23 protein-coding genes are annotated in these 26077 nt (G+C 72.1%); 6 read left to right on the top strand and 17 right to left on the bottom strand.

The window, feature by feature from the left end; all coding sequences use genetic code 11:
- Positions 1-5: 5 nt before the first annotated feature.
- From D7I47_RS09115 to D7I47_RS09065, 11 genes are all read right to left on the bottom strand, one after another.
- On the bottom strand, positions 6-632 hold the full coding sequence (locus D7I47_RS09115; protein ID WP_120762750.1) for a 50S ribosomal protein L25/general stress protein Ctc: 627 nt from the start codon (positions 630-632) through the stop codon (positions 6-8).
- A 112-nt stretch (positions 633-744) separates the two neighbouring features.
- Positions 745-1614, bottom strand: coding sequence for a hypothetical protein (locus tag D7I47_RS09110; RefSeq protein WP_120762749.1), 870 nt, complete (start codon positions 1612-1614; stop codon positions 745-747).
- A gap of 10 nt (positions 1615-1624) precedes the next feature.
- Positions 1625-2659 (bottom strand): D-2-hydroxyacid dehydrogenase, encoded by a 1035-nt coding sequence (locus D7I47_RS09105; protein ID WP_120762748.1) that lies wholly within the window; start codon positions 2657-2659, stop codon positions 1625-1627.
- A complete protein-coding gene (locus D7I47_RS09100; RefSeq protein ID WP_120762747.1) occupies positions 2656-3156 on the bottom strand; it encodes a gluconokinase in 501 nt (166 codons plus the stop codon). The genes D7I47_RS09105 and D7I47_RS09100 overlap by 4 nt, the downstream gene beginning before the upstream one ends.
- A gap of 31 nt (positions 3157-3187) precedes the next feature.
- Positions 3188-4444: a D-mannonate dehydratase ManD gene (manD, locus tag D7I47_RS09095; RefSeq protein ID WP_120762746.1), complete on the bottom strand. Its 1257-nt coding sequence runs from the start codon at positions 4442-4444 to the stop codon at positions 3188-3190.
- Positions 4441-5976 carry a mannitol dehydrogenase family protein gene (locus D7I47_RS09090; protein ID WP_120762745.1) on the bottom strand — a complete coding sequence of 512 codons (1536 nt, stop codon included), beginning with the start codon at positions 5974-5976 and terminating at the stop codon, positions 4441-4443. Before D7I47_RS09090 ends, manD begins: the two co-directional genes overlap by 4 nt.
- A 21-nt stretch (positions 5977-5997) precedes the next feature.
- Positions 5998-6903, bottom strand: a complete 906-nt coding sequence (locus D7I47_RS09085) for an ABC transporter permease (protein WP_120762744.1) — start codon at positions 6901-6903, stop codon at positions 5998-6000.
- Positions 6903-7826, bottom strand: coding sequence for an ABC transporter permease (locus tag D7I47_RS09080; RefSeq protein WP_120762743.1), 924 nt, complete (start codon positions 7824-7826; stop codon positions 6903-6905). Before D7I47_RS09080 ends, D7I47_RS09085 begins: the two co-directional genes overlap by 1 nt.
- Entirely contained in the window at positions 7823-8875 is a 1053-nt protein-coding gene (locus tag D7I47_RS09075; protein ID WP_264371270.1) for an ABC transporter ATP-binding protein, read from the bottom strand. The genes D7I47_RS09080 and D7I47_RS09075 overlap by 4 nt, the downstream gene beginning before the upstream one ends.
- 83 nt (positions 8876-8958) lie before the next feature.
- Entirely contained in the window at positions 8959-10143 is a 1185-nt protein-coding gene (locus D7I47_RS09070; protein ID WP_227000563.1) for an extracellular solute-binding protein, read from the bottom strand.
- A 79-nt stretch (positions 10144-10222) separates the two neighbouring features.
- The gene (locus tag D7I47_RS09065) at positions 10223-11275 is read right to left on the bottom strand and encodes a LacI family DNA-binding transcriptional regulator (RefSeq protein ID WP_120762740.1); all 1053 of its coding nucleotides are present in this window, start codon (positions 11273-11275) and stop codon (positions 10223-10225) included.
- 214 nt (positions 11276-11489) lie between these two features.
- Between D7I47_RS09065 and uxaC the strand changes: the two genes are divergently transcribed.
- From uxaC to gndA, 4 genes are all read left to right on the top strand, one after another.
- Positions 11490-12926: a glucuronate isomerase gene (gene uxaC / locus D7I47_RS09060; RefSeq protein WP_120762739.1), complete on the top strand. Its 1437-nt coding sequence runs from the start codon at positions 11490-11492 to the stop codon at positions 12924-12926.
- Positions 12926-13549, top strand: a complete 624-nt coding sequence (gene eda, locus D7I47_RS09055; protein WP_227000562.1) for a bifunctional 4-hydroxy-2-oxoglutarate aldolase/2-dehydro-3-deoxy-phosphogluconate aldolase — start codon at positions 12926-12928, stop codon at positions 13547-13549. The genes uxaC and eda overlap by 1 nt, the downstream gene beginning before the upstream one ends.
- Positions 13546-14490 carry a sugar kinase gene (locus tag D7I47_RS09050; protein WP_120762737.1) on the top strand — a complete coding sequence of 315 codons (945 nt, stop codon included), beginning with the start codon at positions 13546-13548 and terminating at the stop codon, positions 14488-14490. Before eda ends, D7I47_RS09050 begins: the two co-directional genes overlap by 4 nt.
- Positions 14491-14610: 120 nt before the next feature.
- Positions 14611-16014 (top strand): NADP-dependent phosphogluconate dehydrogenase, encoded by a 1404-nt coding sequence (gndA, locus tag D7I47_RS09045; protein WP_264371300.1) that lies wholly within the window; start codon positions 14611-14613, stop codon positions 16012-16014.
- Between the two features lie 250 nt (positions 16015-16264).
- On the opposite strand, the gene D7I47_RS09040 is transcribed toward gndA, so the two are convergent.
- Positions 16265-17626 (bottom strand): CoA transferase, encoded by a 1362-nt coding sequence (locus tag D7I47_RS09040; protein WP_120762735.1) that lies wholly within the window; start codon positions 17624-17626, stop codon positions 16265-16267.
- Positions 17627-17705: 79 nt separating this feature from the next.
- Here D7I47_RS09040 and D7I47_RS09035 point away from each other — a divergent pair, with 79 nt between their 5' ends.
- On the top strand, positions 17706-18077 hold the full coding sequence (locus tag D7I47_RS09035) for a hypothetical protein (RefSeq protein WP_120762734.1): 372 nt from the start codon (positions 17706-17708) through the stop codon (positions 18075-18077).
- Between the two features lie 108 nt (positions 18078-18185).
- On the top strand, positions 18186-18497 hold the full coding sequence (locus tag D7I47_RS09030; RefSeq protein WP_157981685.1) for a nuclease: 312 nt from the start codon (positions 18186-18188) through the stop codon (positions 18495-18497).
- A 13-nt stretch (positions 18498-18510) separates the two neighbouring features.
- Here the strand turns inward: D7I47_RS09030 and D7I47_RS09025 are convergent, their stop codons facing one another.
- From D7I47_RS09025 to D7I47_RS09005, 5 genes are all read right to left on the bottom strand, one after another.
- On the bottom strand, positions 18511-18912 hold the full coding sequence (locus D7I47_RS09025) for an aldehyde dehydrogenase (RefSeq protein ID WP_120763890.1): 402 nt from the start codon (positions 18910-18912) through the stop codon (positions 18511-18513).
- A gap of 444 nt (positions 18913-19356) precedes the next feature.
- The gene (locus D7I47_RS09020; protein ID WP_120762732.1) at positions 19357-20331 is read right to left on the bottom strand and encodes a ribose-phosphate diphosphokinase; all 975 of its coding nucleotides are present in this window, start codon (positions 20329-20331) and stop codon (positions 19357-19359) included.
- A gap of 51 nt (positions 20332-20382) precedes the next feature.
- Positions 20383-22275: an alpha-glucosidase gene (locus D7I47_RS09015; RefSeq protein WP_120762731.1), complete on the bottom strand. Its 1893-nt coding sequence runs from the start codon at positions 22273-22275 to the stop codon at positions 20383-20385.
- Positions 22268-23698, bottom strand: coding sequence for a glycoside-pentoside-hexuronide (GPH):cation symporter (locus D7I47_RS09010; protein WP_120762730.1), 1431 nt, complete (start codon positions 23696-23698; stop codon positions 22268-22270). Before D7I47_RS09010 ends, D7I47_RS09015 begins: the two co-directional genes overlap by 8 nt.
- A complete protein-coding gene (locus D7I47_RS09005; protein ID WP_120762729.1) occupies positions 23695-26040 on the bottom strand; it encodes an alpha-galactosidase in 2346 nt (781 codons plus the stop codon). Before D7I47_RS09005 ends, D7I47_RS09010 begins: the two co-directional genes overlap by 4 nt.
- Positions 26041-26077: the final 37 nt, after the last annotated feature.

The following is a 26077-nucleotide window of genomic DNA, read 5'->3' as shown; positions in this document are numbered from 1 at the left end:
GCGACTTACTCCGCGGCAGCCTCGGCGGCGGCCTCCTCGGCCGGCGCCTCCTCGGCGGCCTCGGCCGCCTCGGTCTCCTCGCCGAGGTCGACCTTGGCGGGAGCGGTGATGTTCACGACGAGCGTCTCCGGGTCGGACACGAGGGTCGCGCCCTTCGGCAGCTCCACGTCGCCGGCGAGCACGTGCGTGCCCTCCTCGGCGCCCTCGACGTTCACGACGAGGCGCTCGGGGATGTGGGTCGCCTCGGCCTCGATCGTGAGGGTCGTGGCGTCGAGCGCGACGATGGTGCCCGCGAACGACTCGCCCTCGACGTGCACCGGCACGTCGACGGTGACCTTCTCGCCCTTCTTCACGACGATGAGGTCGATGTGCTCGATGATCTGGCGCACCGGGTCCTTCTGCACGTCCTTGACGAGCGCGAGTTGGTTCTTGCCCGCGATGTCGAGGTCGAGCACGGCGTTCGCCTTGCGCAGGATGAGGCCGACCTCGTGGGCCGGGAGGGTGATGTGCTGGGGCTCGGTGCCGTGGCCGTAGATGACCGCGGGCACCTTGCCCACGGCGCGGATCTTGCGGGCAGCGCCCTTGCCGAACTGGTCGCGGACCTCCGCGACGAGCTTGTTGTCGTCGGACATGGTGTCTCCTTGGGCCTCAGCCCGGTCTGTGGATTGGTTTCAACTCGAACGCGCAACAGCGTGAGGAAAGACTCTGGGGCCTGCCCACCGCGTCGATCACGGTCACCGTCCGTCAGGACGACGACCCTCGCCGAAGTTCGCCGACCATCCTACCCGAGTTCCGGGACGAGCCGGACCCGGCCGCGAGACCCAGCAGCGCGAGGCCGACGGCGGCGAGGAATCCCGTGGGTCCGAGGGTCAGCACGCTGAGGGCGAGCTCGCCGGGCAGCGCCGCGAGGATCTCCGGCAGCGGCGCGATGAGCAGCAGACCGAGGCCCGTGACGAGCACCCCCGCGATCCAGGCCCCGGTGGCGGATGCGCGAAGCGGCACGAGCGCGACGCCGAGCGCCGCGGCGAGCGCCGCGAGCTGCCACACGGCCGGCGGGTACGCCTCGCGCAGCACGACGTAGCCGGTGTAGACCCCGACGCCCGTGACGAGCCCCCACACCGTCGCGACGGTCGCGACGAGTCCGCCGCCGATCGCGAGCAGCCGCCACGGCATCCGAGGCTCCCCCGGCCGCAGCCGGACGAGCCCGCCGACGAGCAGCGCGACACCGACGAGCAGCGTCACCCCGCACGCGAGCGTCATCGCGAGCCCGGTCGAGAGCGCGTGCGCGGGCGCATCGAGCGCGAACACCAGCTGCCAGAGCGGCGGGGTGGATGCGCCCGACGGCGCCCAGGCGAGCGCGACCGCCGAGACGGCCACGAGCAGCCCGCCGACCGCGATCGGACCGAGCGCCGACCAGCGGATCGCGTAGCCGGCCGCGCCCAGCAGCACGGCGCCGAGCAGCGCGAGCAGCGCGGGCCCGATGAGGCCCGCCGTCGAGGACTCGTCGTCGAGGTCGACCCCGTCGAGCGCGAGGGCGCTGCCGAGCCAGAGCAGGGGCAGCCCGACGGCGGTCGCCGCGAGGGAGACGAGGAGGCTGAGCAGCGGTCGGGGCACGGGTGCCTGCCTAGTAGAACTCGCGGGTGTCGACGACGTTGAGGAGCGTCTCGCCGTCGAGGAACCGGCGGGCGTTCTCGGCGAAGAGCTCGGCGATGAGCCGCGGCTCGTGCGGACTGATGGCCGCGGTGTGCGGGGCGAGCACGGCGTTCGGCATCCCCCACAGCGGGCTGTCCTCGGGCAGCGGCTCGACCGCGGTCACGTCGAGCACCGCGAGCCCGACCCGCCCGTCGCGGAGCGCCTCGACGAGCGCCGGCTCGTCGACCGTCGTGCCGCGACCGACGTTCACGACCGTGATGCCGGGCTTCACCGCCGCGAGCACCTCGGCCGAGAGCATGCCGCGGGTGGCATCCGTCCCGGGCAGCGCGAGCACGATCGCGTCGGCGGTGGCGGCGGCCTCGGCGAAGCGCTCGACGGGCACGATCTCCTCGACCGCCGCCTCCACCTCGCGGCGGTGCACGCCGACCACCCGGCAGCCGAGCGCGCTCAGCTTCTCGGCGGTGAGGCGCCCGATCGCGCCGAGTCCCACCACGAGCACCGTCGTCTCGGCGAGCAGCCGCAGCGGCTCGCGCGGCCCCCACCGCCGCTCGCGCTGCATGCCCTGCAGCCACGGCAGGCGCTTCGCCCCCGCGAGCACGCCGAACACCGCGAACTCGGCGAGCGGGGTGGCGTGCACCCCCGCAGAGGTCGTGAACAGGATGCGGGCGAGCGCGGCGTCGTCGAGGCGCGCGGCCCGCACCTGCTGGCCGCCGCCCGCCGGGATCGTGTGCACCCAGCGCAACCGCGGGTTGGCAGCCACCGTCCGGGCGAGCGCGCGCCCCGACTGGTCGGGCACCCCGAAGAGCACCTCCGCGCTGTCGAGGAGCGCCTCGTAGCGGGCCTGGTCCTCGGGGGTGCGCTGTCTCGGCCCCACCATCCAGTCGATCTCGGGATCGTTCAGCAGCTCGGGCTCCCACACCACCTCGAGCCGCTCGTCGCGGGTGATGAGCTCGACGAGCTCCCGGGTGAGGGGCGTCGCGATCACCACGCGCAGCCGGTCGGTCATGCGTCCTCCAGATCGTGCAGCACGGCATCCGCGAGCTCGGCGGGAGGCACGGCGACGTCGTAGACGGCGACATGCTCGTCGGGCGCCGGGCGCTCGAGGGTCGCGAGCTGCGAGTCGAGCAGGGCGGGCGGCATGAAGTGCTCGGCCCGCGCGGCCATGCGCTCGCCCAGCAGCTCGCGCGTGCCGTCGAGCAGCACGATGCGCACCGACGGGGCGGCCGCACGCAGCCGGTCGCGGTAGGCGCGGCGCAGCGCCGAGCAGGCGACCACGACGGAGCCGGCCGCCAGCCGCTCCCCGACGGCGTCGAGCCAGGGGCCGCGATCGGCGTCGTCGAGCGGGATGCCGGCCGCCATCTTGGCGACGTTCGCCGGCGGATGCAGGGCGTCGCCGTCGACGAACGGCACCCCGAGCCGCTCGGCGAGCAGCGCGCCCACCGTCGACTTGCCGGAGCCCGAGACGCCCGCCACGACGACGGGGGCGACGGCGCGGGAGCTCACCCCTCCACGCTAGCCGCGTCCGCCGCGAACCTCACCAGTCGTGCACCGTGCCGTCGGCGAGCCGGTTGAACGGCAGGTAGGCCTGCTCGTACGGATAGCGGCCCGCCTCGTCCACGTCGAGCTCCACCCCGAGGCCCGGCGCATCCCCCGGATGCAGCAGCCCGTCGCGCCAGGTGAACGACTGCCGGAACACGGCATCCGTCGCGGCGCTGTGGCGCATGTACTCCTGGATGCCGAAGTTGTGGATCGCGAGCCCCAGGTGCATGGCCGCCGCCATCCCCACGGGCGAGATGTCGGTGGGCCCGTGCATGCCGGACTTGATCTGGTACTGGGCGGCGTGGTCGAGCACCTTCCTCAGGTGCGAGATGCCGCCCGTGTGGGTGACCGAGCCGCGCACGTAGTCGATGAGCTGCTCTCGGATCAGCTGCTGGTAGTCCCACACCGTGTTGAACACCTCGCCGATCGCGAGCGGGGTCGTGGTGTGCTGTCGCACCAGCCGCAGCGCCTCCTGGTTCTCGGCGGGGGTGCAGTCCTCGAGCCAGAACAGGTCGTACGGCTCGAGCGCCTTGCCGAGCTGCGCGGCCTGGATGGGCGTCAGCCGGTGGTGGGCGTCGTGCAGCAGCGGCAGCTCCGGCCCGAACTCGCCCCGCACCGCCTCGAACACCGTCGGCACGTGGCGCAGGTAGGAGCGGGTGTCCCAGTCCTCCTCCTTGGGCCACGCTCCACGACGCGCCGGTTCGTAGTCGTAGCGGCCACCGGAGGCCGCCGCCGCCGAGCCCGGGTGCTCGTGCGCCGCGTTCGAGGCGATGCCGTAGATCGACGTCAGACCCGGCACACCGGTCTGGATCCGGATGGCGCGGTAGCCCTCCTCGAGGTGGTGGCGCACCGAGTCGAACAGCTCGGGCAGGTCCTTCCCGGAGGCGTGCCCGTAGGCGAGCAGGCCCGTGCGCGAGGCACCGCCCAGCAGCTGGTAGACCGGCATCCCGGCGGCCTTGCCCTTGATGTCCCAGAGCGCCATGTCGACCGCGGCGATCGCCGCCATCGTCACGGGCCCGCGACGCCAGTAGGCCGAGCGGTAGAGGAACTGCCAGGTGTCCTCGATGCGGTGCGCGTCGCGGCCGATGAGCAGCGGCACCACGTGGTCGCGCAGGTAGGAGACGACGGCGAGCTCGCGGCCATTGAGGGTCGCGTCGCCGAGCCCCGTGTGACCCTCGTCGGTGGTCAGCTTGAGCGTGACGAAGTTGCGGGAGGGGCTCGTGACGATGACGTCGGCGCGTTCGATGATCATGCGGTGCTCCTTGTCGTGGATGCGGATGCGAGGCGTGCCTCGATGCCCGTGAGCTCGGCGACCACGGCGTCCCGGAATCCGGTGTGCGCGGCGAGCTCGGGCGGGAAGACGGCTACCCAGGCGAGCACGCGGCGCACGGCGGAGGCGGGGTCGGTGCGCAGGGCGTCCGGGCCGCCGATGCGCGCCCGCAGCTCACCGGCGCCGGGGTCGTCGAGCGCGGGCCCCCCGGGCAGGGTGCTGCGGGCGGCGAGCGCGATCCACGCCGCCACGAGGTGGGCGAGCCCGTGCGGCACCGCCCCCGCGGCGAGCCGGTCGAGCACGGTCCCCACGACGCGGATCGGCAGCTTCTGCGAGCCGCTCGAGCCGACCTGGGCGGTCGTGTGGGCGAGCGCCGGGTTGGCGAAGCGGTCGAGCACCGCGTCGCGGTACGCCGCGAGGTCCACGCCCACGGGTGCGACGAGTGTCGGCAGGATGTCGTCGTCGATCGTGCGGCGCGCGAGCTCGCGCAGCTCCGGATCGCCCACCGCCTCGGCGATCGTGGCGTGGCCGCGCAGCCGACCCGTCCAGGCGAGTAGCAGGTGCGCCGTGTTGAGCACCCGCAGCTTGATCGTCTCGTACGGTGCGACGTCGTCCGTGAGCACGGCGCCCGCGAGCTCCCACGGGGGCCGCTCGCCCGCGAAGGCGTCCTCCAGAACCCAGCGGCCGTAGGGCTCCGCGACCACGAGTCCGGCGTCCGTCAGGCCCAGCAGGCCTTCGGCGATCGCGTGGTCGCCGGGGGTCGTCGCGGGCGTGATGCGGTCGACCATGGTCGAGGGGAACGAGACGGATGCCGTGAGCCAGTCCCCGAACCCCGGCTCGAGCGTCGCCGCGAAACCCGCGACCACCCGTCTGGCCACCGCGCCGTTGTCGGCGAGGTTGTCGCAGGAGACGACCGTGAACGGGGCGCCGCCCTGCCGGTAACGCCGGGCCAGACCCCGCACGAGCAGACCGAAGGGGGTGTGCGAGGCCTCCGCCGACCGCTCCCCCGCGAGCTCGCGGGCGACGAGTACGCGATCCTCGGGGATGCCGGGGGCGGTCTCGTCGAGACGGCCCTCCGCCGTGAGCGGGTAGCCGCGCTCGGTGAGCGTCAGCGTCGCGAGGTGGGTGGTGGCTGCCGCGACCGTCTCGACGACGTCGCCTGACCGGTCACCCGGCCAGGCGACGTCGCGGATCGACCCCACGAGGCGCAGGGACGACTCGTGCGCGTCCCGGGTGAGCACCCCGTAGAGGCCGTCCTGCGGCTGCAGCTGCCGCACGACCGTGTCGGACCGGCCGGTCACGCCGAGGATCCCCCAACGGGTGTCCCCGGCGGCCGCGGCCGCGTCCTCCGTGAAGACGGCCTGGTGGGCGCGGTGGAACGCCCCGAGCCCGAAGTGGACGATGCCGATGGTGAGGGCATCCGGATCGACGCGCGGCCCGCTCGTCCGCGCTCCGGGCGGCAGGCCGTCGAGGGTCGCCCGCGAGAGGCGGGCGACCGGGGTCCCGGCGGTCATCGCGCGACCACCGCATCCGCGTCAGTCATCGCCGGTGTCCTTGACGCGCGCCACCAGCTGGGTCGGGTTGATGAAGCGCAGCGCGATCACGAGGATCACGAGCATCATCGCGGTGTACACGACGCCCATCGACGAGATCAGCTGTCGGGCCTCGCCGCCGCCCGCGCTCGTCATCGCACGGTAGATGGCGACAACGAGCGTGTCGGACTGCGGGCCCGAGACGAGGAAGGTGAGCTCGAACATGCCGACCGTGCGCACGAGCACGAGGATCCCCGCGGCGAGGATGCCGGGCACGAGCAGCGGCGCGAGGATGCGGGTGAACACCTGCACCGTGCGCGCACCGCTCATGCGCGCCGCCGACTCGATCGACGGATTGATCTGCTCGATGAACGGCGTCATCGTGATGATCACGAACGGCACCGAGGGCACGAGGTTCACGAGCACGACCGCGAGGATCGTGCGCCCGAGTCCGAAGTTGTACATCACGGTCGCCAGGGGGATGCCGTAGGTGATCGGCGGGATAAGGATCGGCAGCAGGAACAGCAGCAGCACGAGCTGCTTGCCGGGGAAGCGCGTGCGGGCCAGCACGTACGAGGCGGGCAAGCCGATCAGCACCGAGAGCGCCACCACCGAGAACGCCACGAGCAGGGTCACCCCGATGACGTGGGTGAGGTCGAAACGGTCCCAAGCCTGGGCGTACCAGCCCACCGTCCACTCCTCGGGGAGCCACGTGGTGAACCACTGCTTCGCGAAGGAGTCGACGAGCACGCTCACGACGATGCCCGCGAGGAAGACGAAGAACACGGCGATGCCGGCCCAGACGAACCAGGTGCCGGGCGAGGCGACGAGCGAGCGTTCGCCCGGGGGCCGCGATCCGCGTCCCCGGTTGCGCAGGTCGACCACCTCGGTGGAAGTCGCGACGGCCATCAGCCCTTGCCTCCCGTCGATCCGCGGTAGAGGAACGAGCGACCGAGGAACACGATCGCCACGACGGCTAGCTCGACCGCGCCCATCAGGATCGCGATCGTCGAGGCCATCGAGTAGTCGAGCTGCTCGGCGAAGGCGCGGTACGCCATGAGCGCGAGCACGCGGGTCTCGTCGGAGGGGTCGCCGACGAGACGGGCGGAGGGGAAGACGCTGAAGGCGAGCACGAAGGTCAGCACGAAGGTGGTCGCGAGGCCCGGGGCCAGCAGCGGCAGCGTGATCCGCCGGAAGCGCTGGAACCATCCGGCGCCGAGCGTCTTCGCGGCCGCCTCGATCGAGGGGTCGATCCCCGAGAGGTACGAAGAGATGAGCAGGTATGCGAACGGGAAGCCCGAGATGACGAGCGAGAAGAACACGCCCAGGTAGTTGTTGACCAGCTGCAGCGGCTCGTCGATGAGGCCGACGTCGATGAGGAAGCGGTTGAGCCACCCTTGCCGCCCCGCGAAGATCAGCAGGCCCTGCGCGGTCAGCACCGTGCCGAGCGTGATCGGCAGCACGAGCAGCGTCTGCAGGGTGCGCTTGCCGCGGAAACGGGCGCGCAGTTTGAACGCGATCGGGATCGAGACGGCGACGTTGAACAGCGCGGCCGGCAGCGCGAGGCGCATCGTGATCCAGACCGTGTCGAACACGAAGGGGTCGCGGAAGAACGCCAGGTAGTTCGCGAAGATCCCGCCGCCGAACTTCTCGACGGTGGCCGGCAGCGGCTGCACCGTGAGCCCGAAGCCGTACGCGAAGGGGTAGATGAACAACGCGACCGCGAACACGACCGCCGGCGCGAGCAGCCAGAGCCGGCCGGAGATCCCGCGCTCGGCCAGCCGGTGCCGGAGGCCCGCCGAGCTGCGGGCGGGCGTCGCGACGGTGCTCACGCGCCGACCTCAGCGAGTGCGGGCGCGGCGAGCGCGGTCCCGTCGAGCCGCTCGGCGTACACGAGCGCGCGCGAGGGGTCGAGCGCGAGCTGCACGGTCGATCCCGCTTCGGGGGCGAAGTCCGACTTCACGTGCAGCTCGACCCCGTCGGGCGTCGTCACGTCGACGGCGAACTCGCGGCCCTGGTACTCGACGACGTTGACGACGCCCTCGATGCTGTTGGCGCCCGACGCCGCGGGCTCGCCCGCGCGTCGCAGCACCAGGTCGGACGGCCGCACCGCGACCCGTACCGCGTCGCCCACGACGACCTCCTGCACGGCCGTCGCGGCGAGCCGCAGCCCGCGCCCGGCCACGACCGCGGTGTCGCCCGAGAGCGACTCGAGCCGCAGCTCGAGCAGGTTCCGGTACCCCATGAAGTCGGCCACGTGCCAGTTCGCGGGGTGGTCGTGGAGCTGCTCGGGCGTGCCGATCTGCTGCACGCGCCCCTCGCGGAGCACGACGAGCCGGTCGGCGAGCGAGAGCGCCTCCTCCTGATCGTGCGTGACGTACACGGTCGTGAGGCCGAGCGACTGGTGCAGCCGCCGGATCTCGGTGCGCATCTCGAGCCGCAGCTTCGCGTCGAGGTTCGACAGCGGCTCGTCCATGAGCACGAGCCGAGGCTCGATGACGACCGCGCGGGCGATCGCGACGCGCTGCTGCTGCCCGCCGGAGAGCTGCCCGGGGAGCTTCCGTGCGTGCTCCTCGAGCTTGACGAGCGCGAGCGCCTCGGCGACTCGCCGCTGGATCTCGGCACGCGGCAGACGGCGCATCTGCAGTCCGAACGCGATGTTCTTCGCGACCGACAGGTGCGGGAACAGGGCGTAGTTCTGGAACACCATCCCGAAGTCGCGGCGTTCCGACGGCAGCACGTCGATGCGTTCGCCGTCGATCCAGATCGAACCGTGGGTGAGCGGCAGCAGCCCCGCGAGGCAGTTGAGCGCCGTCGACTTGCCGCAGCCCGAGGGCCCGAGCAGGGCGATGAACTCGCCCGCACGGATCGTCAGGTCCAAGCCGGCCAGCGCCTCACGCCCGCCGAAACTGCGCCCCACCCCTCTCAGTTCCAGTGACGTGAAGGCGCCGGCCGACAGACCCATTACTTCGCCTCGAACTTTCCGGTACCGATCTCGCGATCCCAGATGTCGAACGCCGTCACGAGCTCGGCGGGCGACAGCGGGGTCGCCTTCGGCATCTCGTCGATGAGCTCGTCGTACCAGTCGCGGCCGAACTCCTCGAGCAGGTCCTGGCTGGCCTGCGGCGCCTTGTCGAGCGTCGCGCCCTCGACCGACGGGCCGGGGTAGAAGTAGCCGCTGTCGTAGGCGATCGCGTTGACCTCGGGCTCGAGGATGTACTGGAGCAACAGCAGGATCGCGGACAGCTTGTCGGCCGACTGACCCTTCGGCACGACCGCGTAGTGCGCATCCGTGACCCAGGTGAAGTCGTCGAACGGCGCCGCCTCGATCGTGGTCGGCTCCTTGCCGGTCGCGCGCGGCTCGATGTCCCAGCCGGTCGTCGAGGGGATGAGCGCCCACGTGCCGTCGGCCATGTTGGTGATCACCTGGCCGGTGCCGGTCGGGTAGTTGTCGATCGTGGTGCCGAGCTCCTTCAGGTACGCCCAGGTCTTGTCCCAGCCGTTCTCCGGGTCCTTCGGGTCGGAGTCGCCGAGGATGTAGGGCAGCCCCATCAGGAAGGTGCGACCCGGTCCCGAGTTGGCGGGCCGCGCGTAGCCGAACTTGCCGGGGTTCGCCTTCGCCCAGGCCAGCAGCTCCTCGGGCGTCGACGGCACATCCGTCACGACGTCGGGGTTGTACTGCAGCAGCGGACCGGAGGGGTAGTAGGTCGTGACGACGCCGTAACCCTGGGCGAGCTCCTGCATCGCGGCGGCCGGCTCGAGGTAGTTCGCCTGGTTGGAGAGGCGGTCGCCGTAGTCGTCGACGATCGGCACCCAGAGGTCCTGGCCGATGCCCGCGGACAGGCCGTCGTTGCCGGTCATGACGAGGTCGACCGAGAGCTGCCCGCTGTCGACCTGCGGCTTGATCGTGCCGACGAGGTCGGGCGAGCCGGCCGACTCCCAGGTGACCGAGGAGATCACGTCGGGGTGCTCCGCGACGAACTGGTCGACCATCGGGCCGGTCAGCTTCTGGTTGCCGGCGACGTCGAGGATGTTGAGCGTGACGGGTGCCGACGGGGTGTCCGGCACCTCTCCCGTGTCGTCGGTGTTCGGAGTGGTGCCGCTTCCGGGCGCCGTGCATCCCGCGAGCGCGAGACCGAGTGCAGCCACGGTCGCAAGGAGATATCTACTCGTGCGAGTACGCATATCGACTTCTTTCTCTTGGCATCCGGACACCAGCGTCCGGATCTCAGGGGGTGGTCACCGCTCCCATCGAGGTCGCGGCGGGGATGTCGGCTCCGCGGATCGCTGCAGATGCGGGGGCGACGCCCGTCGACTGACGCACGACCAGTTCGACGGGGAGTTCGGGGGTGCGCGGGGCGGCGTGCGGCCGCCCCAGCACGAGATCGAGCAGGGTGTCGACGCAGGCGCGGCCCATCTGGACGCGCGGAAAGTCGACGGTCGTGAGCTTCGGCCACACCATCGCCGAGACGGCGACGTTGTCGAAGCTCGCGATGCTCATGTCGTCGGGGGCGCGCATGCCGCGCTGGCGCAGCCGGTCGATGAGGCCGAGGGCCATGAGGTCGTTGTAGGCGACGACGGCGGTCGCACCGCTCGCGATCGCGAGGTCGGCCGCGCGCACGCCGCCGTCGAAGACGGGTGGGAAGTCGCCGAGCTCGACGAGGGTGAGCGCGGGCGCGGCCTCACCGAAGGCGCGGAAGGCCTCGGTGCGGCGACGGCTCGACCACGAGTTCGCTGGGCCCGCGGCGTAGGCGATCGTCGTGTGGCCGAGGGCGACGAGGTGCTGCATGATCGCGCGCAGTCCCGCCGCGTTGTCGAAGTTGATCGACTCGAGGCCCTCGATCGACCGGTTGACGAGTACGACGGGGGTGTCGCCGGCGAGCTCGAGGATCGTCTCGTCGGTGCCGCGCGCCGAGCACAGGATGACGCCGTCGACCTGTTTGGCGATGCTGCGCACCACCTCGGCCTCGAGGGTCGGGTCCTCACCGGAGTCGCCGATGAACACGGCGTAGCCGGCGGATCGGGCGCGGTCCTGCACGCCCTTCCCGATCGATCCGAAGAAGGGGTTCTCGAGGTCGGGCACGACGAGCCCGATGCACGCGGTGCGCCCCGTGATGAGTCCGCGGGCCGCACGGTTGGGCCGGTAGCCCATCTCGCGCGCCGCCTGCTGCACGAGCAGCCGGGTGGGCTCGGCCACCTGCTCGGGTGTCGCGAGCGCACGCGACACCGTCGAGATCGAGACCCCGGTCGCCTTCGCGACGTCGCGGATCGTGACCGCCATCACACCACCTCGTGCCGGCCCGGAGCGGGCTGCCCCGGGATGCCGCCCATTCTGCAAACCTTTTCAGAGTTTCGTCAACCCCCCTCGCCAAATTGGTCACGCTGCCCCTATAGTTGGCCGGAGATCCCGATGAAACCGGCAACTCCGGTTCTCGGCAGCAACGAAACAAGACGGGTCTTGTTTCAGATATCGACGTTTCGATGAGGAGGCGCAGGTGTCCGAGCACCCCCGCTGGACGCTCGATCCCGACCGGGCGCTCCCGGCCGAGCCGACCCGGCGCGCGATCGCACGCGAGATCCACGGTCGGACCGCCGACCTCCCCATCGTGTCGATGCACGGCCACGTCGACGCCGGCACCCTCGCGCGCGACGAGGCCTTCGGCGACGCCGCCGAGCTCTTCGTCATCCCCGATCACTATCTGCTGCGCATGCTCGTCTCGCAGGGCGTACCGCACCACGAGCTCGGCATCCCGCCGCGGGACGGCGGCCCCGTCCAGCACGACCGCCGCGAGATCTGGCGGCGCTTCTGCGAGCACTGGCGAGCCTTCCGCGGCACGCCCACCCGCTACTGGCTCGAGCACGAGCTCGTCGAGGTGTTCGGGGTGAGCCGCGCCCCCTCCGCCGCGACCGCGGACCTGCTCTACGACGAACTGCTCGAGACCCTCGCCCGACCCGAGTTCCGCATCCGGGCCCTGTTCGAGCGCTTCGGCATCGAGGTGCTCGGCACGACCGACTCCGCCACCTCCGCCCTCGCCGACCACGCGACCCTGCGCCGTGACGGCTGGGGCGACCGGGTGGTGCCCACCTTCCGCCCCGACGTGCTCTTCCACCCCGACGGCGCCGGATGGCGCGCGGCCATCGACGAGCTGTCGGCCGCCTCGGGCGTCGAGGTGGGCGACCAGGCGGGCTTCCTCGAGGCGCTCCGCGAACGCCGCCGGTACTTCGTCGCGGCGGGCGCCCGCGCCACCGACCACGGTCACCGCACCCCCGACACCACGCCGCTGCCCGCCGAGGAGGCGCAGCGCCTCTTCGCGGCTGCCTTGCGCGGCCCGCTCGGCGTCCGCGAGGCCGAGGCGTACGCGGCGCACATGCTCTTCGAGAGCGCCCGCATGTCGCTCGAGGACGGCCTCGTCATGCAGCTGCACCCCGGCGTCGTGCGCGACCACTCGGCCCAGGTCGCCGGGCGCTACGGATCCGACCTCGGATTCGACATTCCGCGGGGGGTCGAGTTCACGCGCGCGCTGCGTCCGCTGCTCGACGCGGTCGGGCACGACCCGCGCTTCCGGCTCATCCTCTTCACGGTCGACGAGACCGCGTACTCGCGCGAGCTCGCCCCCCTCGCGGGTGCCTACCCGAGCGTGCTGCTGGGCGCGCCGTGGTGGTTCCTCGACGCGCCCGGGGGCCTCGCGCGGTTCCGCGAGCTCACGACCGAGACCGCCGGCTTCTACAACACGAGCGGATTCGTCGACGACACCCGCGCCTTCGCCTCGATCCCCGCCCGCCACGACCTCGCCCGGCGCATCGACGCGGGCTACCTCGCGAAGCTCGTGGCCGAGCATCGCCTCGGACTCGACGAGGCGATCGAGACGGCGATCGACCTGACGGTGACGCTGCCCCGCGCCGCCTACGCACGACCGGGAGACGGCGGATGATGTCGACCCTCGAACGGATCGGCATCGTGCCGGTCGTCGTCCTCGACGACCCGGATGCCGGCCCCGACCTCGCCGCCGCGCTCGCGGCGGGCGGCATCGGCTGCGCCGAGATCACGCTGCGCACCCCCGCCGGCATCCCCGCGATCGCCCGCATCTCCGCCGCCGACCCCGGCTTCCTCGTGGGGGCCGGCACCGTGCTCGAACCTCGGCAGGTGGACGAGGTCGCCGACGCGGGCGCGAGGTTCGTCGTGAGCCCCGGACTCGACCCCGAGATCGTGGAGCGCGCCCTCGCACGCGGCCTCGAAGTGCTGCCAGGGGTCGCGACCGCGAGCGAGGTGCAGCGAGCCCTCCGCCTCGGACTCGACCGCGTCAAATTCTTCCCCGCGGAGGTGCTCGGAGGACGCGCCGCAATCGAGGCGCTCAGCGGCCCCTTCCCCGGGATGCGGTTCCTGCCGAGCGGCGGGGTCACCGCCGCCAACGCGGCCGACTACCTGGCGACGCCGGCCGTGTTCGCCGTGAGCGGCAGCTGGATGGTGCCGCGGTCGGACGTCGCGGCGGGCGACTGGGCGGCCATCGAGCAGCTCAGCGTGGACACCGTCCGCGCCGCGGCGGTGCCGCGATGAGCGGGCGGCTCGTGACCCTCGGCGAGGCCCTCGGGGTGCTGCGCACCCCGGGCATCGGCACCCTCGCGCGACTCGACACGCTGACCGTCGGCACCGGCGGGGCAGAAGGCAACGTCGCCATCGGCGCGGCACGACTCGGTGCCGCGGTCACCTGGATCGGACGCGTCGGCGACGACGGGCTGGGGCAGCGCATCCTGCGGGAGCTGCGCGCGGAGGGCGTCGAGGTGCGCGCCGCCGTCGACACGGCGGCGACGGGACTGCTGCTCAAGGAGACGCCCACGCCCGGGCGCACCCGCGTCACCTACCACCGCGCAGGGAGCGCAGGCAGCCGCCTCTCCCCCGCCGACCTCGACGGGCTCGCGCTCGGCGCGCACGACATCCTGCACCTGACGGGCATCACGCCCGCGCTCTCCGTCTCGGCCGCCGCCGCCGTGCGGCACGCGGCCGAGCTCGCGCGCGCGGCGGGCGCCACCGTCTCCTACGACGTCAACCACCGCGCGGCCCTGTGGGCGCCCGCGGAGGCGGTTCCCGTGCATCGCGAACTCGTCGCGCTCGCCGACATCGTGTTCGCGGGCGACGACGAGGCGCGGCTCGTGCTCGGCAGCGACAGCCGCGACCCGGAGGTGCTGGCCCGCGGGCTCGCCGCACTCGGACCCCGCGAGGCGGTCGTCAAGCTCGGCGAGGCGGGCGCCGTCGCACTCGTCGACGGGCGCCTGCTGCGCCGCGACGCGATCCCGGTGCCCACCGTCGTCGACACGGTCGGCGCGGGCGACGCGTTCGTGGCCGGCTACCTCGCCGAGCGGCTCGCGGGTGCACCGCCCGAGGAGCGCCTGGCGCTCGCCGTCGCGACCGGTGCGGCCGCGTGCCTGCACCCGGGCGACTGGGAGGGCGCCCCAACGCGGGCCGAGCTGTGCACCGACGGCGACCCCGTCATCCGCTGAGCCGCCGCCACGGCATGCGCGAACCGATACCCTGAAGGCGATCCCCCACCACATCGAAAGGTGTCACGCGTGTCCGCATCCGGAGCTCAGGCCAACATCGGCGTCGTCGGACTGGCGGTGATGGGCTCGAACCTGGCCCGCAACCTCGCCAGTCGCGGCGGCAACACGGTCGCGATCTTCAACCGCAGCTACGAGAAGACCGAGACGCTCGTCGACGAGCATCCCGAGGCAGGGTTCCTGCCCGCGAAGACGTACGAGGAGTTCGCGGCGACCCTCTCCAAGCCCCGCACCGCGATTATCATGGTCAAGGCGGGCGCCGGCACCGACGCCGTCATCGACGAGCTCGTGCGCGTGTTCGAGCCGGGCGACATCATCGTCGACGGCGGCAACGCCCTGTTCACCGACACCATCCGCCGCGAGAAGGCGGTGCGCGAGACCGGCATCAACTTCGTCGGCGCCGGCATCTCCGGCGGCGAGGAGGGCGCCCTCAACGGCCCCTCGATCATGCCCGGCGGATCCGACGAGTCGTGGGTCACGCTCGGTCCGATCCTGAAGTCGATCGCCGCGGTCGCCGAGGGCGAGCCGTGCGTCACCCACGTCGGCCACGACGGCGCCGGCCACTTCGTGAAGATGATCCACAACGGCATCGAGTACGCCGACATGCAGCTCATCGCCGAGGCGTACGACCTCATCCGCAAGGGCACCGGCAAGACCCCGGCCGAGATCGCGGACATCTTCGCCGAGTGGAACCGCGGCGAGCTCGAGAGCTACCTCATCGAGATCACCGCCGAGGTGCTGCGTCAGGTGGACGCGTCGACCGGCGCGCCGCTCGTCGACGTCATCCTCGACCAGGCGGGCGCCAAGGGCACCGGCGCGTGGACCGTGCAGACCGCGCTCGACCTCGGGGTGCCCGTGTCGGGCATCGCGGAGGCCGTGTTCGCCCGTTCGCTGTCGTCGAAGCCCGCGCAGCGCGCGGCCGCCGCCGACCTCCCCGGGCCCGACGAGACGCTCGACGTGAGCGACCCGGAGGCCTTCGTCGAGGACGTGCGCCAGGCGCTCTACGCGTCGAAGATCATCGCCTACTCGCAGGGCTTCGACGCCATCGTCGCGGGCGCCGAGCAGTACGGCTGGGACATCAAGAAGGGCGACATCGCCGCCATCTGGCGCGGCGGCTGCATCATCCGCGCCCAGTTCCTCAACCGCATCACCGAGGCGTACGCCGCCGACCCGGGCCTCGTCGCCCTCGTCACGGCGCCCTACTTCGCGGATGCCATGGCCCGCACCCAGCAGGCCTGGCGTCGTGTCGTGGTCGCCGCGGCGCGCGCGGGCATCCCCTCGCCGGCGTTCTCCTCCTCGCTCGCCTACTACGACGGGCTGCGGGCCGACCGCCTGCCAGCCGCCCTCGTGCAGGGCCAGCGCGACTTCTTCGGCGCGCACACCTACAAGCGCATCGACCGCGACGGCACCTTCCACACCCTGTGGTCGGGCGACCGCACCGAGATCGAGGCCGTCGACACGCACTGAGGCTTCCGGCCGCCACCACCCTCCCGCTGGTTGAGTGCCGCGCAGAGCGCGGCGTATCGAAACCAGGAAAGGCGCCCCTCGATGGGGCGCCTTTCCTCCGTGAGGCCTCTGCATCCACGCCTGCAGGGGTATCGATACGCCCGCTGCGCGGGCTACTCAACCCGCGGAGGGGGGTGCCGCTCGCGGCTACTCAACCCGCGGCGGGGGTGCCGCTTCGCGCGGCACTCAACCGGCGGGAGGGGCCGCCCCCTCACCAGGTGGGGTTGTCGCTGCCGATGGCGCGGGGGGCGCGGTCCCAGCCGATGCGGACGCCGGGGAGTTCGAGCGGCGCCGGCAGCACGCGCACCGGCCCCCACCCCGTCTGCAGCAGGGTGCCGTCCTCGGGGCCGGGCACGGCGGCGCGGGTCGCCCGCGGCAGCCCGCGTCCGGCCTCCAGCTCGACGGCGGTGCGGGCGAGCGACAGCCGCGCCTCGGAGCCGACACCGTCGACCACGCGGTCGCGCAGCCCGGCGAGCACGGCCGCGGCCATCAGGTAGCCGGTCGCCTGGTCGAGGGCCTGCACCGGGAGCGGCACCGGCACCTCCGCCGCGGCCGAGCGCATGCCGGCATCCGCGATGCCCGACGACATCTGCACGAGGCTGTCGAAGCCGCGCCGCGCCGCCCACGGCCCGGAGTGCCCGTAGGCGTCGAGCGACACGTCGACGAGTCCGGGGCGGGCCGCGCGCCGGGCCGAAGCGCCGGCACCGAGCCGCTCGAGCGCGTCGCGCCGGTAGCCGTGCACCACGACGTCGGCCTGCCCGAGCAGCCGCAGCAGCCTCCCGAGCCCCTCCGGGTCGCGCGCGTCGAGGCGGCCGGTGCGCTTGCCGATCGTCACCTCGTGGGCGAGGGCGGGTTCGTCCCACCCCGACGGGTCGATGCGCAGCACCTCGGCCCCGAGGCCCGCGAGCGTGCGGGTGGCGACGGGGCCCGCGAGCACGCGCGTCAGGTCGAGCACGTACAGGCCCGCGAGCGGGCGGTCGACGGTGGGGCGCCAACGCGAGACCGCCTCGGATGCGTCGGTCGGCTCGCGCGCGACGAGCGGTTCCGCGGCGACCGCCGCACCCTGCGGATGCCGGCGCCACTCCTCGGGCGTGCGCATGGCGGCCGCGCAGCCGCCCTCGGCCACGACATCCGCCTCGAGCTCGTCGGCGTGCCAGATCGCCACCGCCCGCGCCACCGACTCGCGGTCGGCGTCGACGCCGAGCACGCGCAGCGCCGCCTGACGGTGGGCCGGTGCGTTCGTGTGCAGCCGGATCCAGCCGTCCGCCGCGCGGTAGTCGCCCGCGATCGGGTCCCAGGGCGTCGGCGCGATCCAGCCGACCGGCCGCACCCCCGCCCGGAACCACGCATCCGCGAGCTCGCGCCGGACCGTCGCGGGCGGGCGCCCCAGCCCGAGCGCGTCGAGCAGGGCCGTCACCCCGGCGCCCACGGCGGCCACGGATGCCGCGGCCAGATCCGACACCGGGTACGCGGACTCCAGGGTGCCGCGACCCGCCACGTTCACCGCCGCGACGTCGAGGCCGAGCGCGGCCCCCATCCGCTCGCGCAACTGCGCGTCCGCCGAACCCGCCATGCGCCGACGCTACGCCGCGCACGCGGGGCCCGGAAGCTGCCACGCCCGCACCGGTGGCCCCCGGTGCGAGACTGGAACGGTGCAGCAGGAGGACGACACCCCGCCCGAGCTCGCCGGCTACCAGCCCGGCGAGGTGGGTGCGCTGCGCGGCCCCCGGATGCGTCGCATCGCCCGCGTCGTCGTGGTGCTCGCGGTCGCGGGGCTCGTGCTGCCGGGCATCCTCATCGGCATCGGCACCGCCACCCGCACGGCCGCCCTCGGCTGCGAGGTGACGACCGCACGGCTCGCCCCGGATGCCGAGTCGTTCGAGGCGCGCTTCGACCTCGACGGCGCGCGCGGCCCCGGCTGGTACTGCTACGCGACCGACTTCGGCGGGCACGAGACGCAGTTGAGCTTCCTGGGCTTCATCCCGGAGGTGCGGGTCGTGCCCGCGGGCGGCACGAACGTCTGACCGCGTCCCTCTGTGTCGCCGTGTGACGCCGCCCCTGCGGCGGCCGACTCGCCCTGCCTACCCTTGCTGCACAGCCGCATCCGGCCGACCACGAGACGAGGTGACCCCATGGACGACACGACACGCGTTCAGCAGGAAGCCGGTCTCGCCATGTGCGGCGAGGCGTGCTCGGGCGCGGGGCACCGCGTGCACCCCATCCAGGCGACGGTCGCGGCGAGCGCGCCCGGCAAGTGGGTCGACGCTCTCGCGTCCGCCGACGAGCACGTGCTCGACCTCGTGACGCTCGACGGCACCGCGGTGCGCCTCTGGCACCACCTGCCGCTGCACCTGGATGCGGGCGAACCGGTCGCCTACCACCCGGTCGCGGGTGTCGTGGCGGTGCGCGGCGCGGCGCTCAACGTGCGCGTGCTGACCGCCTGAGCCGCATCCGGCCTCAGGCCATCCGCGCCATCATCGCCTGGCAGGCCTCCATCATGTTCTGGCAGGCCATCATGCAGACGCGGCAGGACTCGCTCATGTCGGCGTGACGTGCGCACTCGTCCATGCACGCCTGACACATCGTCACGCAGGCCTGCATCATCGACATCATCACGGCCGCGTCGTGCCCCATCGGGCGCAACATCATCCGCATCATGGTGTCGGCCATGTCGGCCATGTTCATGCACATCGAGCTGCAGCGCGCCATGTCGTCGCCCGTGCACGCGTCGGCGCACATCGTGGCGGCCATCGAGCACGCGTTGCACGCCTCGATGCACTCCTGCATCGCCGACATGTCCATGCCCATGCTGGACGCGGGCATCGATCCCATCATCTGGGTCATCGTCATCATGTCCATGATCACTCCTCTCGCGACGACGTCGGATGCGACGCCCGTGCGGCCAGGCTAACGAACGTTACGCCGTGTTACGAGGGGTCGTGCGCGTTATGTTGTGCAACATTCGGGCCCTTCCCTCGCGGGCTGAGGAGCCCGCGCAGGAGCCCCCTCGGCTGGTTGAGTAGCGCGCAGCGCCCCCCTCCGCTGGTTGAGTAGCCCGCGCAGCGGCCCCCCTCCGCTGGTTGAGTAGCCCGCGCAGCGGGCGTATCGAAACCCGTGCAGGCGTGGACACGTGGGGCCTCACCGACGACGGGCGCCCCGTCGAGGGGCGTCCGTCGTGGTTTCGATACACCGCCTTCGGCGGCACTCAACCAGCGGGAGGGGTGAGGCTCTCCGGGCGGCACTCAACCAGCGGGAGGGGTGACGCTCTCCGGGCGGCACCCAACGAGCGGGGGCGGCGGAGCCCTACGCGGCGCCGTCGAACATCGAGGTGACCGAGCCGTCGTCGAAGACCTCGTGGATGGCGCGGGCGATGAGCGGCGCGATCGGCAGCACGGTGAGGCGGTCCCAGCGCTTCTCGGGGGCGAGCGGCAGGGTGTCGGTCACCACCACCTGGTCGATGAAGTCGGACTGCAGGATCTCGGTCGCGGGGTCCGAGAACACCGCGTGGGTCGCCCCGACGATGACGTTGGTGGCACCGTGCGCCTTGAGCGCCTCGGCAGCCTTCACGATCGTGCGGCCGGTGTCGATGAGGTCGTCGACGATGAGGCAGGTGCGCCCCTCGACGTCGCCGACGATCTCGTGCACGCTCACCTGGTTGGGCACGAGCGGGTCGCGGCGCTTGTGGATGATGGCGAGCGGCGCCCCGAGCTTGTCGGACCAGATGTCGGCCACCCGCACACGGCCCATGTCGGGGCTCACGACGGTGAGGGTCGAGGCGTCGAGCCCGCGGAAGTGCTCGAGCAGCACGGGCATCGCGAACAGGTGGTCGACGGGTCCGTCGAAGAAGCCCTGGATCTGCGCGGCGTGCAGGTCGACGCTCATGATGCGGTCGGCGCCGGCGGCCTTGAACAGGTCGGCCACGAGCCGGGCCGAGATCGGCTCGCGCCCCCGGCCCTTCTTGTCCTGACGGGCGTAGGGGTAGAACGGCGCCACGACGGTGATGCGCTTGGCGCTCGCGCGCTTGGCGGCATCCACCATGATGAGCTGCTCCATGAGCCACTCGTTGATGGGGGCGCAGTGCGACTGCACGACGAACACGTCGGTGCCGCGGATGGATTCGCCGAAGCGCGCGTAGATCTCGCCGTTCGCGAAGGTGCGGGCGTCGGTCTCGACGAGCTCGGTGCCGAGCTCGCTCGCAATGTCGGCCGCCAGCTGCGGGTGCGCCCGTCCCGAGACGACGACGAGCCGCTTCTCTCCGCTGATCTTGATGCCGGACACTGTCCCCGCTACCCGCTTCCTGTATCGCGACTCGGATTCCGAGTCTAGTGCTCAGCCCAGCCGCCAGAGGCGGGCCTCGTACGGGGCGAGGCTCCCTGTGCCGCTCCCGGAGGCGAGCAGCAGCTCCGCGCCGGCGGGCGGGGGCGCGGTGCGCGCCGGACGGTCGCCGAGGTTCAGCACCACGAGGTACTCCTCGGCCCCCCGGCGTCGGCGGTAGCGCCACACCCGGCTGCCGCTTCGCTCGACGAGCGTCTCGCCGTAGACGAGCGCGGGCGAGTCCCGCCGCAGCGCGATGAGCGCCCGGTGCCACTCGAGCACGGATGCCGCATCGCCCTCCTGGGATGCCACGTTGATCTCGGCATGGCCGCCGTCCCCCGCGAGCCACGGCACGCCCGTCGTGAAGCCGCCCGAGGCATCCCACGCCATCGGCACCCGCGTGTGGTCGCGCGTGCCCGCGAGCACCCGCGCGAACACCTCGTCGGGCGGGGTGCCCGTCGCGGCGAGCTCGGCCGCGAGGTTGAGGCTCTCGACGTCGCGCAGCTCGTCGAGGGCGACGAAGCGCTGGTCGACCGCCCCGAGCTCCTGCCCCTGGTAGAGGAAGGGGGTGCCGCGGAGGGTGAACATGACGGTCGCGAGCAGCTTCGCCACCGCGACCCGGTGCTCCGACCGCGGGTCGACCTTCGAGACCATGCGCGGATTGTCGTGGTTGTCGAAGAACAGGCTCATCCAGTAGCCGTCGCCGTAGTCGGCCTGCCAGCGCGTGTAGTAGCGCTTGAGGTGGCGGAGGTCGTAGCGGTAGGCGTCGAAGCGTGTCCTGCCGGGGTTCTCGAGGTGCTCGAAGTTGAACACCATGTCGAGCTCGCCGCGGTCGTCGCCGACCATGAGCTTGCCCATCTGCGCACCGATCGCGGGTGTCTCGCCGATCGCGACGCAGTCGGGGTCGTCGAACGCTTCGGCGCGCAGCTGCCGCAGGTGCTCGTGCAGGCGCGGGCCGTGGAAGTAGTGCTCGAGGCCGGTGAAGCCGGTGAGCGCGCCGATCGTCTCGTTGCCGTCGGGGAGACCCGGGGTCTTCGAGATGAGGTTGATGACGTCGAGCCGGAAGCCGTCGACGCCGCGCTCGCGCCACCACCGCACCATGTCGACGACGTCGGCGCGCATCCGCTCGCTGCCCCAGTTCAGGTCCATCTGCTTCGACGAGAACAGGTGCAGCCCCCACACCCCGGCCTCCGGGAACCAGCGCCAGGCGGGCCCGGAGAAGAAGGAGCGCCAGTTGTTGGGCGGGGTGTCGGGCTCGCCCTCCCGCAGGAAGTAGTAGTCGCGGTAGGGCGAGTCGGGGTCGGCGAGCGCCTCGCGGAACCAGGCGTGCTCGTCGGAGCTGTGGTTGACGACGAGGTCCATGACGAGCCGCATGCCGCGCTCGTGCAGGCCCGCGATGAGCGCGTCTAGGTCGTCGAGGGTGCCGAACTCGGCGAGCACCTTGCGGTAGTCGCGGATGTCGTACCCCATGTCGTCCATGGGCGAGTCGTAAATGGGCGAGAGCCAGAGCGCGTCGACGCCGAGGCCCTTCAGGTAGTCGAGTCGCGAGAGGATGCCGCGCAGGTCGCCGATGCCGTCGCCGTCGGAGTCCTGGAACGAGCACGGGTACACCTGGTAGAAGACGGCCTCCTTGAACCAGGCCTCGCGCAGCGGCATCGGCCCGGGGTTCGGCCGGTCGGGCACGGCCGCGAGCAGTCCGACGAGCGCGTCGACGAAGGCGTCGTCGAGGCGCCCGCCGCTCAACCGCGGCAGGGCGCCCAGCCGCAGCGCGCCGACGAGGGGGTTGTCCACCCAGCGCGGCGAGCGCCCCACCTGGTGGGCGAGGCTGTCGACGATGTCGCGACCGAGCGGATGCGCGTACAGCTCGCGCACCCGGCTGCGGCGCGTGATCGGGGCGGGCTCAGGCATCCGCATCCGCCGACGCGGCCGCCTCGCGACGCGCACGCAGCTCCTCGACGATGCGGGCGTAGCCGGCCGCGTCGAGCCGGTACCAGCGGCGGTAGACGAGGTAGCTGAGGGCGATGAGCACGCCCGGCACGACGAACATCATGAGCTTCACGAGGAAGGTCCCTCCCTCGGTCATGTCGGCGGCGGCATCCGCGTCCTTCATGCCGGAGGCGATGACCGTCCAGCCGACGACGCCGCTCGCGAGCGCGGAGCTCAGCTTGTAGATGAACGGCTGGAGCGAGAGGGTCACGCTGTCGTTGCGGCGCCCGAGCTTGTGCTCGCCGTACTCGACGGTGTCGGCGATGAACATGAGCAGCTGCACCTGGATCATCGCCTGCGCCGCGAACACCGCGACCCCCGCCACCACGATGAGGGCGAGGCCGCCCGGCGGGGTCAGGAAGAACAGCAGGTAGCCGGCCGCGACGACCGCGAGGGCGATCGTGAAGAGCCGTCGCCGGGAGATCCGGGCGGCGATCGCCGGGTAGAGCGCGAGGGCAGTGATCTGGGAGACGCCCAGCACGAGCGCGAACACCGAGTACATGTCGGCGTCGGCATAGACGTAGGTGAAGTAGTAGACGCCGAAGCTCGTCGTGATCGTGAAGGCCACCATGAACAGCAGGAAGGCGACCGCCACGGCGAGCAGCTGATCGTTGCGGAAGATCACCGTGACGAGCTCGCGGAAGCGGGTGTGGCTGCGGGTGACGATCGTGCGGTCCTCGCGGGTCAGCAGCAGCATGACGCACTGCAGCAGGATCGTCAGCGCGCCGACGGCCACGGCGACCACGAAGTACGACCAGCGCAGATCGCCGATGGCGGCCCCGATCGCCTCGCTCACCGGCACGATCGCGACCACCATCGTGAAGGTGCCGATCGAGGCGCAGATGCGCGCGATCGAGCCGATCTTCTCGCGCTCGCGCTGCTCCTGGGTGAGGGCGGGCAGCATCGACCAGTAGCCGATGTCGTTGGCGGCGAACGCGACGCTCCACGCGAGGTAGACGACCGTGAAGACCGCGACGAAGGCGACGTCGCCGAGCGGAAGCGGCGCGAACAGCACCGTCATGAGCCCGACGTTGAGCAGCACCCCGACGAGGATCCACGGCTTGAACTTGCCCCAGCGGCTGTGCGTGTTGTCGACGAGCACGCCCACGAAGGGGTCGAGCACGGCGTCGAACACGCGCAGCGCCACGAGCGCGACCGTGATCGCGGCGAAGACCCCCGTCGAGACCTCGAGGATGTCGGAGAGGTAGAACAGCAGGAACATGCTGACGAGCGTGTAGGCGGCGTCGCGGCCGATCGTGCCGATGCCGAAGCCGTAGCGGTTGCGCAGGCGGATGCGGCGGCCGGCGCCCTCGCCGGCCTGCGTGGTGCTCGGGGTGGCGCTCACGCGTCGTCCTCTCTCTCGATCCTCTCGATGAGGTACAGCGTCGAGCCGTGGTCGCCGAGCATCCGCGTCGTCGCGTGATGTCCGGTGCCGCTGAACTGCAGCTCGAGGCGGATGCCGGACGCGAGCAGTTCGCCCGTGCCGGTGTACTGCTCGACGCCGTCGGGCAGGCTGCGGTGCCTGCTGACGACGTTCATGACGAGCCCGTTGGGGTCGACCCGCACGGGGCTCACGTGGTTGACGAGGTGCCCGAGCCGCTCGAGCATCACCCGTTGCGGTTTCGCGGTGACCCGGTAGCGGATGCCGGGCTCGAGCCCCGCGATGGCGAGCAGGTCGCGCTCGGGCGCGGCCCGCACCCCGCGTTGGAAGTTGCCGACGAGGGTCGTGTCGCCGTCGTCGACCTGCCAGACGACGCGGCCGGCGGGGGTCGGCATCCCGGGCATGCCGCGGCGGAAGCGGCCGAACTGGAACAGCGTCCGGTGGGCCTTGTAGAAGGCGATCTGCTCGGTGATCTCGCGCTTCTCCTCCGCGGTGAGGAAGTCGAGGTCGTACTCGTAACCGAGGCAGCCGAAGGCTGCCACGTTGAAGCGGGTCGAGAGCGGGGTGTCGCGCAGGGTCTGCTGGTGGGGCGACGCGGAGACGTGGGCGCTGACGACGGAGGGCGGGTAGAGGTACGAGAGCCCCTGCTGGATGTCGAGGCGCTCGATCGGGTCGGTGTCGTCGGAGGCCCAGATCACGGCGGCCGAGCGCAGCATCCCCAGGTCGAAGCGGTTGCCGCCGGAGGAGCACATCTCGAGCAGCACGTGCGGGCGCGGTTCGAGGACGCGCGCGATCACCCGGTACAGGTTCTGCAGGTAGCGGTGCGCGGTCATGCCGGGGTGCGGCACGTGCGGCGAGTAGGCGTCGGCGATGTGCCGGTTCATGTCCCACTTGACGTAGTCGAAGCCGGCACCGTCGATGAGGGCGCCGAGCTGTTCGACGAGGTAGTCGCACACCTCGGGGTTGCACAGGTCGAGCACCTGCTGGTGGCGGCCCTCGCGCGCCGGCTTCCCGGGGATGCGCAGCGCCCAGTCGGGGTGGGCACGGTAGAGCTCGCTGTCCTCGGAGACCATCTCGGGCTCCACCCAGATGCCGCAGCGCATCCCGAGCTTCGCGACCTTCTTCACGAAGGCGCCGAGCCCCGAGGGGAACTTCCTCTCGTCGACGGCGTAGTCGCCGAGCGCCGCCCGGTCGTCGCCCCGGCCGGCGAACCAGCCGTCGTCGATCACGAACAGCTCGACGCCGAGCTTCGCGGCCTGCTTCGCGAGACCGCGCAGGCGCTTCTCGTCGATGTCGAAGAACGCCGCCTCCCAGCTGTTGTAGACGACGGGGCGTTCGAGCCCGCGATAGCGCTCGGGCGTGATGTGCGCGCGGACGAAGCGGTGCATCCGGTCGGAGAGGCCGTTCAGCCCCTCGTCGCTGAAGGCGAGCACCGCCTCCGGGGCTTCGAAGGCCTCACCGGGCGCGAGCGGCCAGCGGAACGCCTGCGGCTGGATGCCGGAGCGCACCCGTACCGAGCCGTGCGCGTCGCGTTCGACGCTCGTGGCGTGGTTGCCGCTGTAGACGAGGTTGAACCCGTACGCCCAGCCGCAGTGCTCGTCCGCATCCCCCGCGATCAGCAGCAGCCCGGGGTTGTGGCGGTTGCTCGAGGCACCCGTCGTGGAGCCGATCGAGAACACCCCCGAGCTCACCGGCCGGTCGTGGGCGTGCGCCTCGTGGATCCAGCCGCCGTCGAAGCTGCGGATCGTGAAGCCGCGGTCGGGGAGGTCGAGCTGCAGGCTCGCGAGGCGGGCGATCTCGGCGGGGGCGGCGCCGGTGTTGCGCAGCACGGTGCGCCGGGTGATGACGTCCTCGTCGGGGAACACCGTGTAGAGCAGGGTGAGCTCGAGACCCGCGCGCTCGTCGGCGAGCGTCACCTCGAGCGTCTCGACGCCCGGGCCGCCGTCGGCCGTCGGCAGGGTCTCGGCGGGCGTCGCGCCCTCGCGGATGCGGTGACCGCGGTATACGAGGTCGACATCCGCGCCGAACGCCGTGAACACCTCGATCGGCGAGAGCCGGTAGTCGCCCTGGCCGATGCCCGAGAACTCGAGCGGGATCGCGTCGAGGCTGTAGCCCTCGTCGTCGGGGGCGTAGACGACGCTCGAACCGTAGGGCAGCGCGCGCTTCGTGCGCAGCGCCTCCGGGTCCTGCGGGGGCAGCAGTGGCCCGTAGTGCAGGTGCTCGAGGTGGCCGTGCGCCGTGCGGGCGAACCAGTACGAGGTGTGTCGCGTCTGCAGCAGGAACGCGTCGTCGCGCACCTCGATCACGGTGGCCCCCAGCCGCCGGCGTCTCGCATCGTCGCGA

The sequence above is a fragment of the Protaetiibacter intestinalis genome (assembly GCF_003627075.1).
Classification (GTDB): domain Bacteria; phylum Actinomycetota; class Actinomycetes; order Actinomycetales; family Microbacteriaceae; genus Homoserinibacter; species Homoserinibacter intestinalis.
The sequence above is the reverse complement of the archived record's forward strand: the minus strand, read 5'-3'. Positions and strand labels throughout refer to the sequence as shown.

What these genes read in the sequence shown, in the direction of transcription:
- D7I47_RS09115 (WP_120762750.1), bottom strand. Translation starts at nt 632, where the DNA reads ATGTCCGACGACAACAAGCTCGTCGCGGAGGTCCGCGACCAGTTCGGC.
- D7I47_RS09105 (WP_120762748.1), bottom strand. Translation starts at nt 2,659, where the DNA reads ATGACCGACCGGCTGCGCGTGGTGATCGCGACGCCCCTCACCCGGGAG.
- manD (WP_120762746.1), bottom strand. Translation starts at nt 4,444, where the DNA reads ATGATCATCGAACGCGCCGACGTCATCGTCACGAGCCCCTCCCGCAAC.
- D7I47_RS09090 (WP_120762745.1), bottom strand. Translation starts at nt 5,976, where the DNA reads ATGACCGCCGGGACCCCGGTCGCCCGCCTCTCGCGGGCGACCCTCGAC.
- D7I47_RS09085 (WP_120762744.1), bottom strand. Translation starts at nt 6,903, where the DNA reads ATGGCCGTCGCGACTTCCACCGAGGTGGTCGACCTGCGCAACCGGGGA.
- D7I47_RS09065 (WP_120762740.1), bottom strand. Translation starts at nt 11,275, where the DNA reads ATGGCGGTCACGATCCGCGACGTCGCGAAGGCGACCGGGGTCTCGATC.
- eda (WP_227000562.1), top strand. Translation starts at nt 12,926, where the DNA reads ATGTCGACCCTCGAACGGATCGGCATCGTGCCGGTCGTCGTCCTCGAC.
- D7I47_RS09050 (WP_120762737.1), top strand. Translation starts at nt 13,546, where the DNA reads ATGAGCGGGCGGCTCGTGACCCTCGGCGAGGCCCTCGGGGTGCTGCGC.
- gndA (WP_264371300.1), top strand. Translation starts at nt 14,611, where the DNA reads ATGGGCTCGAACCTGGCCCGCAACCTCGCCAGTCGCGGCGGCAACACG.
- D7I47_RS09040 (WP_120762735.1), bottom strand. Translation starts at nt 17,626, where the DNA reads ATGGCGGGTTCGGCGGACGCGCAGTTGCGCGAGCGGATGGGGGCCGCG.
- D7I47_RS09030 (WP_157981685.1), top strand. Translation starts at nt 18,186, where the DNA reads ATGGACGACACGACACGCGTTCAGCAGGAAGCCGGTCTCGCCATGTGC.
- D7I47_RS09025 (WP_120763890.1), bottom strand. Translation starts at nt 18,912, where the DNA reads ATGGACATGATGACGATGACCCAGATGATGGGATCGATGCCCGCGTCC.
- D7I47_RS09015 (WP_120762731.1), bottom strand. Translation starts at nt 22,275, where the DNA reads ATGCCTGAGCCCGCCCCGATCACGCGCCGCAGCCGGGTGCGCGAGCTG.